This window comes from Subsaxibacter sp. CAU 1640 (genome assembly GCF_023156585.1).
In the GTDB taxonomy this organism is placed as follows: Bacteria; Bacteroidota; Bacteroidia; order Flavobacteriales; family Flavobacteriaceae; genus JBPOFM01.
In genome coordinates this window covers 262,753-278,336 of sequence record NZ_JALNMI010000004.1, presented here as the reverse complement: position 1 = coordinate 278,336, position 15,584 = coordinate 262,753, and the positions used below count along the sequence as shown (strand labels likewise).

General features: G+C 36.2%; 14 protein-coding genes. 10 read left to right on the top strand and 4 right to left on the bottom strand.

Features of this window, described 5'->3' with window-relative positions; all coding sequences use genetic code 11:
- The first annotated feature begins 82 nt into the window (after window positions 1-82).
- The 3 genes from lon to cmk all read left to right on the top strand — a co-directional run bounded on the left by lon (window position 83) and on the right by cmk (window position 4,345).
- Window positions 83-2,533: an endopeptidase La gene (gene lon, locus M0G43_RS11185; RefSeq protein ID WP_248026586.1), complete on the top strand. Its 2,451-nt coding sequence runs from the start codon at window positions 83-85 to the stop codon at window positions 2,531-2,533.
- Between the two features lie 94 nt (window positions 2,534-2,627).
- A complete protein-coding gene (porQ, locus tag M0G43_RS11180) occupies window positions 2,628-3,647 on the top strand; it encodes a type IX secretion system protein PorQ (RefSeq protein WP_248026585.1) in 1,020 nt (339 codons plus the stop codon).
- Entirely contained in the window at window positions 3,647-4,345 is a 699-nt protein-coding gene (gene cmk, locus M0G43_RS11175; RefSeq protein WP_248026584.1) for a (d)CMP kinase, read from the top strand. The genes porQ and cmk overlap by 1 nt, the downstream gene beginning before the upstream one ends.
- A gap of 45 nt (window positions 4,346-4,390) precedes the next feature.
- Here cmk and M0G43_RS11170 read toward each other — a convergent pair whose 3' ends face one another.
- Window positions 4,391-4,768, bottom strand: coding sequence for a LysM peptidoglycan-binding domain-containing protein (locus M0G43_RS11170; RefSeq protein ID WP_248026854.1), 378 nt, complete (start codon window positions 4,766-4,768; stop codon window positions 4,391-4,393).
- Window positions 4,769-5,059: 291 nt separating this feature from the next.
- On the opposite strand from M0G43_RS11170, the gene rpsA reads away from it, so the two are divergent.
- From rpsA to M0G43_RS11135, 7 genes are all read left to right on the top strand, one after another.
- Window positions 5,060-6,922, top strand: a complete 1,863-nt coding sequence (gene rpsA / locus M0G43_RS11165; protein WP_248026582.1) for a 30S ribosomal protein S1 — start codon at window positions 5,060-5,062, stop codon at window positions 6,920-6,922.
- A gap of 125 nt (window positions 6,923-7,047) precedes the next feature.
- Window positions 7,048-7,587 (top strand): bifunctional pyr operon transcriptional regulator/uracil phosphoribosyltransferase PyrR, encoded by a 540-nt coding sequence (pyrR, locus tag M0G43_RS11160; protein ID WP_248026580.1) that lies wholly within the window; start codon window positions 7,048-7,050, stop codon window positions 7,585-7,587.
- Window positions 7,588-7,590: 3 nt separating this feature from the next.
- The gene (locus M0G43_RS11155; protein WP_248026577.1) at window positions 7,591-8,520 is read left to right on the top strand and encodes an aspartate carbamoyltransferase catalytic subunit; all 930 of its coding nucleotides are present in this window, start codon (window positions 7,591-7,593) and stop codon (window positions 8,518-8,520) included.
- A 4-nt stretch (window positions 8,521-8,524) separates the two neighbouring features.
- Window positions 8,525-8,857, top strand: coding sequence for a ribonuclease Z (locus M0G43_RS11150; RefSeq protein WP_248026575.1), 333 nt, complete (start codon window positions 8,525-8,527; stop codon window positions 8,855-8,857).
- Between the two features lie 19 nt (window positions 8,858-8,876).
- Entirely contained in the window at window positions 8,877-9,785 is a 909-nt protein-coding gene (locus M0G43_RS11145) for a ribonuclease Z (RefSeq protein WP_248026573.1), read from the top strand.
- Between the two features lie 25 nt (window positions 9,786-9,810).
- Window positions 9,811-10,458, top strand: a complete 648-nt coding sequence (gene pdxH, locus M0G43_RS11140) for a pyridoxamine 5'-phosphate oxidase (protein WP_248026572.1) — start codon at window positions 9,811-9,813, stop codon at window positions 10,456-10,458.
- Between the two features lie 199 nt (window positions 10,459-10,657).
- A complete protein-coding gene (locus M0G43_RS11135; protein ID WP_248026571.1) occupies window positions 10,658-11,152 on the top strand; it encodes a CAP domain-containing protein in 495 nt (164 codons plus the stop codon).
- A 420-nt stretch (window positions 11,153-11,572) separates the two neighbouring features.
- Here the strand turns inward: M0G43_RS11135 and M0G43_RS11130 are convergent, their stop codons facing one another.
- The 3 genes from M0G43_RS11130 to M0G43_RS11120 form a co-directional block, all read right to left on the bottom strand.
- Window positions 11,573-13,483, bottom strand: coding sequence for an OmpA family protein (locus tag M0G43_RS11130; protein ID WP_248026570.1), 1,911 nt, complete (start codon window positions 13,481-13,483; stop codon window positions 11,573-11,575).
- Between the two features lie 10 nt (window positions 13,484-13,493).
- Entirely contained in the window at window positions 13,494-14,411 is a 918-nt protein-coding gene (locus tag M0G43_RS11125) for a type IX secretion system membrane protein PorP/SprF (protein ID WP_248026563.1), read from the bottom strand.
- Between the two features lie 10 nt (window positions 14,412-14,421).
- On the bottom strand, window positions 14,422-15,584 hold a 1,163-nt coding region (locus M0G43_RS11120), incomplete at its 5' end, for a gliding motility-associated C-terminal domain-containing protein (RefSeq protein ID WP_248026560.1).

The following is a 15,584-nucleotide window of genomic DNA, read 5'->3' as shown; positions in this document are numbered from 1 at the left end:
ATCAGTGTTGAATATAAATATCGAATTTTTTAAATTAAAAAGCATTCTGTTCTTTTAATGACAGAATGACTTAAAAATACATATGACGAAATCTAAATTTTTAAGCCTTGACAGTTTGTCATTTCAGGATTTTGACGAGAATTCAGAATTGATTCCATTAATGACACCAGAGGACGAAGCCGAAATCAATAATGAAACGATGCCAGAAACCTTGCCTATTTTGCCTTTGCGAAATACGGTTTTGTTTCCAGGAGTTGTAATTCCTATTACAGCAGGCAGAGATAAATCCATCAAACTTATCAATGATGCCAATAAAGGTTCAAAAGTGATAGGTGTAGTATCTCAAAAAGATGAAACTATTGAGGACCCAAAAGGAAAAGACATTTACAAAACAGGAACCGTTGCTCGTATTTTACGAGTTTTAAAAATGCCAGATGGTAATACAACTATCATCATTCAAGGTAAGAAACGTTTTGATATCAATCAGGTGATTACTGAAAAACCGTACATCACAGCAACAGTCAAAGATGTTTCTGAAGCGAAACCCGCTGATGATAATGATGAGTTTAAGGCTATTATTGAATCAATCAAAGATTTAGCACTTGAAATCATCAAGGAAAGCCCAAATATTCCAACAGAGGCAACTTTCGCAATAAAGAACATTGAAAGTAATTCGTTCCTTGTGAATTTTGTGTCTTCAAATATGAATCTTTCTGTTGAAGAAAAACAAAAATTGTTGGAGATAAACGATTTGAAAGAACGTGCCTTGGCTACTTTGAAATATATGAATTTGGAGTTTCAAAAATTGGAACTCAAAAATGATATTCAAAGCAAGGTTCAAAGTGATATGAACCAGCAGCAGCGCGAATATTTTCTTCATCAACAAATGAAAACCATTCAGGAAGAGCTTGGAGGTGTTTCATACGATGAAGAAATTGCAGAAATGCGCGAACGTTCCAAAAACAAGAAATGGAACAAGAAAATTGAGGAGCATTTCAATAAGGAATTATCCAAGTTGCAACGTATGAATCCGCAGGTTGCTGAATATTCCATCCAGAGAAACTATCTCGATTTGTTTTTGGAATTACCTTGGAATGAATTCAGCAAAGATAAATTCGATTTAAAACGTGCAAAGCGCATTTTGGATAGAGACCATTACGGACTTGATGATGTAAAGCGACGTATCATAGAATATCTAGCGGTCTTGAAACTTCGTAATGATATGAAGTCGCCCATTTTGTGTCTTTATGGACCTCCAGGTGTTGGTAAAACATCACTTGGTAAATCCATTGCAGAAGCTCTGGGTAGAGAATATGTAAGAATGTCACTTGGAGGATTGAGAGATGAGGCAGAAATTCGAGGCCATCGTAAAACATATATTGGTGCAATGCCTGGCCGAATTCTTCAAAGTTTGAAGAAAGCAGGAACTTCAAATCCTGTATTTGTACTGGACGAGATTGATAAGTTGACCAACAGTCATCAAGGCGATCCTTCTTCAGCAATGTTGGAGGTTTTAGATCCGGAACAAAACGGTGAATTCTACGATAACTTTTTAGAGATGGGCTTTGATCTTTCAAAAGTGATGTTCATAGCAACAGCCAACAGTTTGAGTACCATTCAGCCCGCGTTGAGAGACCGAATGGAAATCATCGATGTAACCGGTTATACCATTGAGGAAAAGGTTGAAATAGGAAAACGTCACTTACTTCCAAAGCAGTTGAAAGAACACGGAATGAGTGATGATGACTTAAAAATCGGAAAGCCTCAAATGGAAAAAATCGTGGAAGGTTACACACGTGAATCTGGTGTGAGAGGTCTGGAAAAGCAATTGGCAAAAATGGTACGCTTTGCAGCCAAAAATTTGGCGATGGAAGAGACCTATAACGTAAAGGTTACCAACGAAGATATTGTTGAAGTGCTTGGCGCTCCTAAAATGGAGAGAGATAAGTATGAAAATAATAACGTCGCTGGTGTGGTAACAGGTTTGGCTTGGACAAAAGTAGGAGGTGACATTTTATTCATTGAATCCATTTTATCTAAAGGAAAAGGAAACCTTACCATTACAGGAAATCTTGGAAATGTGATGAAAGAATCTGCCACCATTGCTATGGAATATATTAAGGCGAATGCAGATGAATTCGGAATCAATCCTGATGTTTTTGAAAAGTACAATGTTCATATTCACGTTCCTGAAGGTGCAACGCCTAAAGACGGACCAAGCGCTGGTGTTACGATGTTAACGTCCTTGGTGTCATTGTTTACGCAGCGTAAAGTGAAGAAGAACTTGGCGATGACGGGCGAAATCACATTAAGAGGAAAAGTATTGCCTGTTGGCGGCATCAAAGAGAAAATTTTGGCAGCCAAAAGAGCAAGAATTACTGATGTTCTTCTTTGTGAAGACAATAAAAGAGATATTGAGGAAATCAAACAAGAGTATTTAAAGGGATTGACATTTCACTATGTAACAGATATGAGCGATGTTTTGAAAAAAGCATTGACCAATCAGAAAGTGAAGAATCCCAAAACATTATAGTCGAAAGCCTCAACGAAAGTTGAGGTTTTTTTTTGATCCAAAAATAATTTATACTTGCAACCGTTTAAGTAAGAAATATTACTTTTGCAAGCCTATGCTAAAGAGGATTACCGCTTTGATCTGTGCAATGTTCACATTGCCTATGTTTGCCCAACTTGGTGGTGAATCTACATATCAGTTCCTTAATTTGGTTTCTTCACCTCGACAAGCCGCTTTAGGAGGGAAAGTCCTTACCAATTTCGACTACGATGTGGTTGGCGGTCTGTTCAATCCAGCTGCTATCAATGTAGAAATGGATAATCAATTGGCATTGAATTACGCGAGCTATTTGGGAGGCATTAGTTACGGAACAGCTGCCTATGCTTATACTTGGGATAGACACGTCAATACACTTCACGTTGGAATGTCCTATATAAATTACGGTACGTTCGATGGTTATGATGTCAATGGTGTTTCAACAGGAACTTTTACTGGAAACGAGGCTGCTTTATCCTTTGGGTACGGCTATAAAATACCTTATTCTGATTTCTACTTGGGAGCCAATGTCAAATTTATAACCTCACAACTCGAGCAATATAATTCATTGGGAGGTGCCGTTGATTTGGCGGCAATGTATATCAATGAAAAGTTGGAGTTCCACGCAGCATTGGTTGTGAGAAATCTTGGAACACAGTTCACTACTTACGCAGGTACTCCCGAAAAATTACCTATGGAGGTCGATTTGGGATTGTCTCAAACCCTACAGAATGTCCCAATACGTTGGCACGTGACATTTGAAAATTTACAAAAATGGCCAATTGGTGTGTCAAATCCTGCTCGTGCCACAACTGATTTGGATGGAAATCAAACACAAGAAAAGGTTGGCTTTTTTAATGAAGTTTTGAGACATACCATTTTGGGAGCAGAATTGTTTCCTGATAGAGGTTTCAGCCTTCGTTTGGGATATAATTTTAGAAGAGCCGAAGAGTTGAGGATTGTAGACCAGCGCAACTTTTCCGGATTGTCATTTGGAGTTGGGTTTAAACTGAATAAAATGCGTTTTAGTTATTCCCACGCAAGATACAACAGTGCTTCCAACACTAACTTTTTTGGCCTTCAAATTGATTTGAGATAATGCAAAAAATTACCATAGCCATCGACGGATTCTCTTCAACAGGCAAAAGTACAGTTGCTAAACAACTGGCCAAAGCTTTGGGGTATGTGTATGTTGATTCTGGCGCTATGTATCGAGCGGTGACGCTTTATTCTATGCAAAATGATTACATAAATGATGATCATTTTCATATTCAAAAATTGATAGATGATTTAAAAAACATCAAAATCTCTTTTAAATTCAATGATGAATTAGGTTTTGCTGAAGTTTATCTGAATGGAAAGAATGTAGAGAAAGATATTCGAACTTTGGAAGTCTCGAATTTTGTGAGTCCTGTTGCAGAAACTTCAGAAGTGAGAAAAATGCTTGTGAAGCAACAGCAACAAATGGGAAAGGACAAAGGTGTTGTGATGGATGGGAGAGATATAGGAACCATCGTTTTCCCAGATGCCGAACTTAAGATTTTTATGAATGCATCAGCAGAAACAAGAGCTAAACGTCGTTACCACGAGTTGCTCGATAGAGGAGAAGATGTTCAGTATGATGATGTACTTCATAATGTTGTTCTACGTGATGGTATCGATTCCAATCGAGAAGATTCACCATTGCGAAAAGCCAAAGATGCTATAGAATTCGATAATTCTGATTTAACGGTTGAAGAACAATTCAACACATTATATGGTTTGGCAAAAAGAGCGATAGTTGAACATTCCAAATAAAAAAGCGACCGGTTTAGGTCGCTTTCATAAAAATCAAATTATTTTTTATTCGTTAGGAATTACTAACTCTTGATCCGGATAGATCAAGTTTGGATCTTTAAGTTTATCAGTGTTAGCAGCAAAAATCTTCTGATATTTAGACGCATCACCATAATAATGTTTGGCAATTTTACTTAAGCTTTCACCACTTTTAACGGTGTGTCTGTGATAAACTGATGTATCTTCCACTTTAATGTCAGCCTTTAAATCACTAGGATTGTCGCCGCCAATTTCCTTTATTTTATCCCAAAGAAGATTTTTTTCATATTGTGTTTTAGTTGTGCCTTTTATTTTCAAAACACCATTCTCTTCTTGAACGTCACCATTTTGAACATTTAGTTTTTCTCCTAGATCCAAAACGGGTTGATATTTAGATTTTACCATAATTATTTGAAGTTTTAAGTTAAAAATTAATTCTTCCTTAAAGATACCAATTTTAACACCAAAAGCATAAATTTTCCCTACCCAAGTTTTTAACAAATCGGTAAATTTTCACTAGTGTATAAATGAAGGGTTTATTTGTTTGGTAATCAAAGATAAATATTGTATTTTTGCGCTCCTTTTGGCGAGCCTTGAAAGACAAGAGGAATCAATAAAACAAAACAATAACACTTCTGTGTGTTATTCGCTTAATTCTTTCTAGAGCATACAGAATACAAATTAATAATTCAGCATATGTCTGAAAAAGAAACAAACCCTGCAGAAGTAGAAGCTACTGAAGCACAAGAACAAGTAGTTGAAACTGCAACTGCAACAGCCGAAGCTCCTAAAAAATCGGAAGCTCAAGCAAATCCAGAAAAATTCTTAAAAGAGTTCAATTGGCACAATTACGAAGAAGGAATTGAGCAAGTTGATGACAAAAAACTTCAAGAATTTGAAAAATTAGTATCAGAAAATTTTGTTGATACATTAGATGATGAAGTGGTAGAAGGTGAAGTAATTCACTTGACAGATCGCGATGCTATCATTGATATCAACGCAAAATCAGAAGGTGTAATTTCTCTTAACGAGTTCCGTTACAATCCAAACCTTAAAGTTGGTGACAAAGTTGAGGTGTTGATTGACGTGCGTGAAGACGCTACAGGTCAATTGGTATTGTCTCACAGAAAAGCTAGAGTAATCAAAGCTTGGGATCGTGTTAACAATGCTCACGATACTGGTGAAATCGTTAATGGTTTCGTTAAATGTAGAACAAAAGGTGGTATGATCGTTGACGTATTCGGTATCGAAGCGTTCTTACCAGGTTCTCAAATTGATGTGAAGCCTATTAGGGATTACGATCAGTACGTTAATAAAACTATGGAATTCAAAGTTGTTAAAATCAACCACGAATTCAAAAATATCGTTGTTTCTCATAAAGCGCTTATCGAAGCTGATATTGAAGAGCAGAAAAAAGAAATCATTGGTCAACTTGAAAAAGGTCAAGTATTGGAAGGTGTTGTTAAAAACATCACTTCTTACGGTGTATTTATCGACCTTGGTGGTGTTGACGGATTGATTCACATTACTGACCTTTCTTGGTCACGTATCAACCATCCAAATGAAATTGTTGAATTGGATGAAAAACTGAACGTTGTAATTCTTGATTTTGATGAAGATAAATCAAGAATCCAATTAGGTTTGAAACAATTGAGCAAACATCCTTGGGAAGCGTTGGCTGACGATGTAAAAGTTGGTGACAAAGTTAAAGGTAAAGTTGTTGTGATTGCTGATTACGGAGCGTTTATCGAAGTAGAAGAAGGTGTAGAAGGATTGGTTCACGTAAGTGAAATGTCTTGGTCAACACACTTGCGTTCTGCTCAAGATTTCGTAAATGTTGGTGATGAGATCGAAGCAGTTATCTTAACGCTCGATAGAGAAGATCGTAAAATGTCTCTTGGTATCAAACAATTGACTCCAGATCCATGGACTGATATCACTAAAAAATATCCAGTAGGCTCTAAACACACAGGTATTGTAAGAAACTTTACAAATTTTGGTGTGTTCGTAGAATTGGAAGAAGGCATCGACGGATTGATCTACATTTCTGACTTGTCTTGGACGAAGAAAATCAAGCATCCAAGTGAGTTCTGCAATGTTGGAGATAAATTAGAAGTTGTTGTATTAGAGTTGGATGTTGAAGGACGTAAATTAAGTTTAGGTCACAAACAAACAACTGAAAACCCTTGGGACAAATACGAATCTGAATTTGCTCTAGGAACTGTTCACACAGCAGAAATCTCCGAAATGGTAGATAAAGGTGCTACAGTAGAGTTTAACGAGGATCTTGTTGCTTTTGTACCACAACGTCACTTGGAAAAAGAAGATGGTAAAAAATTGAAGAAAGGTGAAACTGCTGAATTCAAAATTATTGAGTTCAACAAAGAATTCAAGCGTGTCGTAGCCTCTCATACAGCTATCTTTAAAGAAGAAGAGATTGAGAACGTAAAAGCAGCTGTTGCTAAAGCAGAAGCTTCTCAAGCTGAAGCAAAACCTACTCTAGGGGATGCAAATGATGCGTTACAAGCTCTTAAAGATAAAATGGACGGAAAAAAATAATTTTTTCTAACATTGATAAATCAAAGCCTTTCAGTAATGAAAGGCTTTTTCTATTTTGGATTTTTTACATTGTGAACACAGTTTTTTTACATTAACTTTGTAAACCAAACACGTTTGGAAACCATATGAGCCAAAAAGTTTTACTTAACGCAAAAGAGGTAAACATCATTCTTCATCGATTGGCTTGTCAATTAATTGAAAATCATAAAGATTTTACCGATACAGTTCTTATAGGCATTCAACCGCGAGGTAAATTTCTAGCCAACCGCTTGGCTCAAATGCTGAAGGATGAATACAAAATAAAAGATATTCAGTTAGGACATTTGGACATCACTTTTTTTCGGGATGATTTCCGAAGAGGAGATAAAACTTTAGAAGCTAATACTACAGAGATCAACTTTTTGGTTGAAGATAAAAACATTGTGTTTATTGATGATGTGTTATATACAGGTAGAAGTATTCGGGCGGCTCTGACAGCTATTCAATCGTTTGGGAGACCTAATGAAATCGAGCTTTTGACCTTGATTGATAGACGATTTAGCAGACATTTACCGATTCAACCCGACTATAGAGGTCGCCAAGTAGATGCCATTAATAAAGAAAAAGTAAAAGTTAACTGGAAAGAAAACGAAGGCGAAGATTCGGTTTACTTAATAAATAATTAAATTATGAGCGAATTAAGTGTCAATCACTTACTGGGAATAAAATATCTCAACTCGCAAGATATCCAATTGATTTTTGAAACGGCTGACCATTTTAAGGAGGTCATCAATAGGCCAATCAAAAAAGTGCCTTCACTTCGTGACATTACGATTGCCAATCTCTTTTTTGAGAATTCTACTCGTACAAAATTATCTTTTGAACTTGCGGAAAAAAGACTATCGGCCGATGTTATTAATTTTTCCGCTTCACAATCTTCTGTAAAAAAAGGTGAAACGCTTATCGATACTGTCAACAATATCTTATCAATGAAGGTTGATATGGTTGTGATGCGCCATCCCAATCCAGGAGCAAGTGTCTTTTTATCTCAACACGTTAATGCAAGTATCATCAATGCTGGAGATGGAGCTCATGAGCATCCTACACAGGCATTGCTTGATAGTTATTCCATTAGAGAACGTTTGGGAGTTGTGAAAGGTAAAAACGTAGTGATTGTTGGTGATATTTTACATAGTAGAGTCGCATTGTCAAACATTTTTGCCTTACAGCTTCAGGGTGCAAATGTGATGGTTTGCGGTCCTAAAACGCTTTTGCCAAAATATATTGACAAACTTGGTGTAAAAGTTGAAACCAATTTGCGAAAAGCGCTTGAGTGGTGTGATGTTGCCAATATGTTGCGCGTTCAAAATGAACGTATGGATATCAATTATTTTCCATCCACAAGAGAATATACGCAGCAATATGGCGTCAATAAAGCATTGCTCGATTCTTTGAAGAAGGAAATCACGATAATGCATCCAGGTCCAATTAATAGAGGTGTTGAAATTACAAGTGACGTAGCTGATTCCAAACAAGCCATTATTTTGGATCAAGTTCAAAATGGTGTAGCTATTAGGATGGCTGTCATTTATTTATTAGCTTCAAAAATTAAACATTAAGATTATGATATTTGATAAAGATGATAATATAACCATCATCATACAGGAAAAGAGTACCATCATTGAGTTGGTGAAAAAGATGCAAGCAACCTATCCTAAATTCAAAAATGATAATGTTATTGTCAATCTTTCTGTTATGAATACTGTCAGTTTACAGGACATCATTGAATTTTTGGATATTTCTAATCAACATCGGCATTCAAAGCGTTCGTTTGTGATAGTAACAGATAAGGTCAATTTGGATGAAATGCCTGACGAATTGGTCGTGGTCCCTACACTTAAAGAAGCTTATGATATCATTGAAATGGAAGAAATGGAACGTGATTTGGGCTTCTAATCTCTTTAAAAAAAGGTAGATGAAACTTACCATTCTTGGTTGTTATAGCGCAACACCACGTACTGACACCAATCCCACATCACAAGTCCTGGAAATCAACAATCATTTGTTTTTGATTGATTGCGGTGAAGGTACACAGGTGGAATTAAGGCGCAACAAGATAAAGTTCAATCGTATTAAGCACATCTTTATTTCTCACCTACATGGTGACCATTTTTTTGGGCTGGTAGGATTGGTTTCAACATTTAGACTACTTACAAGAGAAACAGAATTGCATATTTATGGTCCAAAAGGGCTGAAAGATATTATCACACTTCAAATGAAATTGTCTGATTCATGGACCAATTATCCTTTAATTTTTCATGAATTGACCTCAAAAACTTCTGAATTGATTTATGAAGATGATAAGGTTGAAGTGTATACAATCCCTTTGGATCACCGAATTTACACCAATGGATTTTTATTTAAGGAGAAAGAAGGTGAGAGACATTTAGATTTGAATGCCGTGGTTGAGGCCAATGTAGACGTTGCATATTACAGAAAGTTAAAACAAGGATTTGACGTTAAGAATAGGGAAGGTGTAATGATTGACCATAAAAAGGTCACTAGCCCCCCTAAACCTGTTAAAAGTTATGCGTATTGCAGCGATACAGCTTATAATGAATCGGTTATTCCAATCATACAAGATGTAAATGTACTTTATCACGAATCTACTTTTTTGGATAAACATGCAAAATTGGCGCCGCAGACCAAACATTCTACTGCAAAGGAAGCTGCAATGATTGCTAAAAAAGCAAATGTCGGTACATTAATTCTAGGTCATTTTTCCACAAGATATAATCACTTAAATGAATTCAAGGCAGAAGCACAAACCATTTTTGAGCAAGTGAAATTGGCTGGCGACGGCAAAACCTTTAAATTTGATTAGTCTTCATTAATTAAACGCTCATTTTATGGAATCTGATTTAAGTAATTATAGAAAGTCTTACGAAAAGAAAGAATTGCTCGAAAGCACTATTAGTGATAACCCTATGGAATTGTTCCAAAAGTGGTTTCATGAGGTAGATTCAAATTTTAATGAAGGAGAAACCAATGCCATGACCATTTCCACTATTGGTTCGGACGGCTACCCAAAAGGTAGGGTAGTGCTGCTTAAAAAAATCACTTTTGAAGGTTTTATTTTTTATACAAATTATGAAAGTGAAAAAGGAAAAGCTATTAAAGAAAACCCACATGTGTGCCTGTCTTTTTTTTGGCATCAGGCAGAACGTCAGGTCATCATAAAAGGCAAGGCCGAAAAAGTGCCAGAAAACATGAGTGATGGCTATTTTGAATCAAGACCGCGTGGTAGTCAACTCGGAGCATTGGCGTCTCATCAGAGCAGCATAATTGAAAATAGAGATGTGTTAGAGATGGAGTTAAGACAGCTCGAGGCTAAATATGAGGGAAAAGATATTCCTAGACCCACTTATTGGGGTGGTTATATTGTAAAACCTATTGAAATGGAGTTTTGGCAAGGCAGGGCCAATCGTCTTCATGACAGAATTCGCTATCAATTATTAGAAAACTGCAATTGGGATATAAAGAGACTTTCGCCGTAATCAAGCAGGATGTTTTATCGATGAAATGCGTTATTCGAATGATGAAATACATAAATTAGAATTATATATATGCATTTCATCGATGATTTACATTAATTTTCGATAAAATGAATGTTTTTTATCGATTTTAACATTTCTTTAACATATTAAACTTTCATAAGATTCTATTTTAGACTCACCAAATCTAAATAACCCTCTTATGAAAACTATTAAGCTGCTGTCAGCAATGGCATTAATTGCTGTGCTATCCTTCTCATGTTCAACTGAAGAAATGCCTGATGAAACTATAGATACTAATATTTTGGCATCAACTCCTGAAACAAAAACCATAGAAATTGAGATATTAGAATTAATCAACAATCATAGAATTGAAATAGGTCTAAACCCGTTAAATAATTTAAGCATCATTAAGTCTGTAGCATTTACACATACAGATTATATGGTTGAAATCAACCAGGTGAATCATGACAATTTTTTTCAAAGAAAGAATAGCCTTATACAAAATGCAGGAGCTGCCAAAGTTTCTGAAAACGTAGCCTATGGATATAGTTCGGCTCAATCTGTGGTCAACGCGTGGCTTAACAGTGATAGTCACAGAGCGAATCTAGAAGGGGATTTCACTGATTTTGATATATCAGCGGAACAGAATAATGAAGGGAGATGGTTCTACACAAACATATTTATTAAGAAATAATAGTTAGTAATATTAGTTATTCGTGTTAGTTATTGGGCCACAGCTTTTGCTGTGGCTTTTTTATTTAATATTGCCAGGACTTTTGAATCATATTTTATAGTATCTTTTCTTAAAACCCTTGTTATCAGAATTAAATTTGAAACAAGGATAGTAATGATAAGATTTAAATAATTGTCTGATTTGTGTTCTTGAGACTGTTCAACATTAAGGTGTTTAAAACTAATTATTGTTTGTCAAACAAGCTTCAATATTGCTTAGTTTTATAGATACGAGAACTTTATTATGGGGCTTTTGGTGGATTTATTTAATCGAAATACAACGAGTATAAAGTACGTCAAAAATTAGATGATAGGAAGGTGTAAAGAAAAAAAAACAGACTCGAAATGAGCCTGCTTTCCTAATTGTTATTTAAGCGGGAATTTAATCTTTCAAAATATAGAAGTAAGAACGTCTGTTCAATTGATGCTCCTCTTCAGTACATTTTACTTTATTTGAGCATTTATTCAACAATTGTGTTTCACCATAACCTATAGCACTTTCAATTCTTTCAGGAGAAATTCCACGAGAAATCAAATAATCTCTGGTTGATTTTGCACGTCTGTCCGATAGTTTTAAATTGTAACTGTCACTTCCTCGACTATCTGTATGCGATTCGATCTTGATGATCATCTGCGGGTGCTCTCTCATCACATCAACGATATTTTCCAATTCGTATTCAGCATCTGTTCTGATATTCCATTTATCAAAGTCAAAGAAAATAGGATTTATAACAATCTGATCATTGTCAATAAGCGGTTGCAGATAAAGATCAGCATTATGTACTTTTTCATTGACGTTGTCTGTATTTACTTCAACTTTATCATCTTTATAATCTTCTCTGCTACCCAAAACTGTATAGGATTTGTTGCAATCTGCTTCAAATTTGAAAGCACCGTCTGACGATGTTGTAATAGTCTCTACAATTTTTCCAGTTTTGTTTATGAGTTTTACTTCAACACCAGCCAAAATCTCATTGGTTTTTTTGTCTCTTGCAATACCTTCGATAATTTGTTTGCACTTTTCAGCTTTGAAACCGTAAATATCGTCATTCCCCTGTCCACCTTCTCTGTCAGAAGAAAAGTAACCAGTTTTTTTATCTCCATTATTGAAGTATGCAAAATCATCATATCCACTATTGTAAGGCGCTCCCATATTCACTGGTTCCGCCTCTTCGTCAGTAATAATGTTCGATTTATAAATATCAAGTAACCCTAAACCTAAATAGCCATCTGAAGAAAAGTAAAAAATACTGTCTTTGCTCACGAAAGGAAACATTTCGCGTCCCTCCGTATTTATTTTTTCTCCTAAATTTCGTGGCTCACTGTAGTTATTGTCTCCAAGAATATCAACTTCATAAATGTCTGTTTGTCCAATTCCGCCCTCTCTGTCAGATACGAAATATAGTTTTTTGTTATCGGCACTCAAAGCAGGATGACCAGTTGAGTAGTAATTATCGTTAAATGGTAATTCTACGATATTTTCCCATTGTTCTCCTACCAAATCTGCTTTATATAGCTTTAAGTGAGAGGTCCCTTTTTTGTCGTAACCTAATTTGTTTCTCTTGTCTACATTGTCACGTGTAAAATAAATGGTTTTACCATCAGTTGTGATAGCTACGGATGCTTCATGATACTCGGTATTGATTTTTTCAGCTTTGATAAAATCTGAAGTGCCAAATTCTCTCTTTCCATCAGTAATTTTTACATTGACTTGATATATATCCAAGAATGGTTCATCATTCCAGCCATATTTTTTCTTTTCATCGGTGTTTCTGGCTGATGCAAAATAAAGTTCACCATTGTAAACAAAACTTCCAAAATCGGAATACTTTGTATTAATTGGTAAATTTTCAATTTCAACTATGACATCACCTTCAGACTCTTCAAGTTCTTTATAAATGTCGATATTGTTCTTGTTATACTCTTTTCCTCTGCTGTCTCCACTTTGAATTTCCTTGAATTTTTCTAACCATTTATTGGCTTCGACATAATTGTCCAGGCTTCGCTGTGTTTGAATATATTTGTAAATGTATTCAGGATTGACATCATCGTACTTTTTCAATGCCGCTCCATACCACATGGCAGCCTCCTTGGTCTTAGAATTGTTATAATAGCAATCTCCCAAACGAGTCAGTACATGTTCACTGCTGTCACCTTTTTTAACAGCTTCTTCATAAAGCTCTATTGCTTTGATATATGAGTAATTTTCAAAAAATTTATCTGCTAGTTTGCGTTGCCCCATCATGTAGGTACTGGTCAATGCAAATATAAAAAGTATAATTTTTGTCTTCATAGTGATAATTTTAGAAGTATCTAGGTGATTTTATACGTTTGCTTTTAAATATTTCAAACATTAAAAGCACTTCATGGGTTCCGCTTGTATATGGTCTTAAGTCAGATATAGGGTATCCGTAAGAATAACCAATACGTAATTGCTTTGATACCTGAAAATCTGCAAGACCTGCAAACTCACCTGCACGTTCATCAAATCTATAGCCAGCACCTAACCAAAGCTTTTCATTGAAAAGAAAGTTAGCTGTTAAATCGAATGAAAGTGGTGCGCCATTTGTAGCCTTCAAAAGCGTTGCAGGTTTAAACTTCACACTCTCGCTCAAGTCAAAAACATATCCGCCTGTAAAATAGTAACTGACACGCTCTAATGCTTCAAAACCTTCTTCCTTGTTTTGATTGGTCTTAAGAATACGGGGTGCCGATAGTCCTAGGTACCATCTTTCGGACGTCCAGTAAACTCCTGCTCCAAGATTTGGGCTCCAGCGGTCTTCAATACCATAAATTGCCGGGTCGTTGGATTGGCTTGCTCTATATTCCGGATCTAAACTGTAGCTGGTAAAACCTCCTTTAATACCGAAATATAGTTTGGTATTTTCATTTGTATTGATGTTATAGGAGAAGTCACCATACAAGTATGAAAAATTCTCATAGCCTAATTCATCATTAATAAATGAAAGTCCTAATCCTACCTTTTCATTCCGAAGAGGTGAATGAATAGACAGTGTCTGGGTTGTTGGAGCTCCTTCGAGACCAACCCATTGACTTCTGTGTAAACCAACTATACTTAAGGTTTCTCTACTACCTGCGTAAGCTGGATTAATAGAAATCGTGTTGTACATATACTGTGTGAATTGGGGTAATTGCTGTGCAACGCCCACCGAACTGCAAAACAGGATCAAAGCGATTATGTTAAACTTAATGAACTTCATAGGTTAAAATTTATTTGGTTGCTACGTAGATTGGTCCTGCAAAAGGTTTTAATCCACTATCTTTTAGGTTTATAATGTAATAATAGGTCCCTGTTGGCACTTTATCAGAGCTTCCAATGGAAGCTTTTGATGCGAATCCATTCCAATCATTTTGGTAATTAAAATTTTCATATATTTTGGCTCCCCAACGATTGAATATCTGTAGTTCAATTGTAAACCCACAATCTTCAATACCTGTTACTGTGAAGAATTCATTATAACTATCACCATTTGGAGTAAGAGTTGTAGAAATGATTACATCTTCTTCACCGCAAGGTAATACTACACAATCATCATCTACAGTTATGGAGACTTCATAATCAGTTGGGCATTGACCATTAGCTGTTACGGAATAAGTAAATACGTAGTCACCTAGCTCGGAAACAGATCCCGGATCAAAAATACTACCATTTAATATTGCATTTCCAGAAGTTACTGACCATGTTCCAGTTGTATCTACGTCTCCAATAATATCAAATAAATCGATTGGTAGATCTTCGGTACAAATGGTATCAGCATTAAAGGTCAAAGTTGCTGTTTGAACTGTTACATTAATGGTTTGTGTATATGTATAGCTATTGCATGCATCGTCAACTACCCATTCTCTAATGATTTGATAGTTTTGATTAACATCACCAATAATGGTTTCATCGGGACCAGTAACTGTCATTGATGTTGAACATGCATCCTCAAATCCAATTTCAGGGATACCTGGTATATCATCACAATTTACATTAATTACTGGTTCAAAATTTCCAACAATAACCGGGGCAGTTGTATCCTCAATGGTAAACATTGCTACCGTTGATATTGCGTTTCCACATTCGTCAGTTGCAGTAAAGGTTACTGTAGCACTTCCAGTATTTCCACATATAATCGTAAGTTCTGTGAAGTTATTGGTCCACACCACGTTCGAACACGCATCGGAAGCCATGGCACCGCCCTGTGCAGCCAACCAGCTGTTCAGGTCGTCCGTGTTCCCGTTGCCGTCGCACTCTACGGTAAGATCACTGGCTTCAACATCCAGTACAGGAGGGGTCGTGTCCTCGATGGTGAATGTCGCGGTTGACGTTGCCGTGTTCCCGCACTCGTCGGTAGCTGTGAAGGTCACCGTAGCAGAACCCGTTGCCCCGC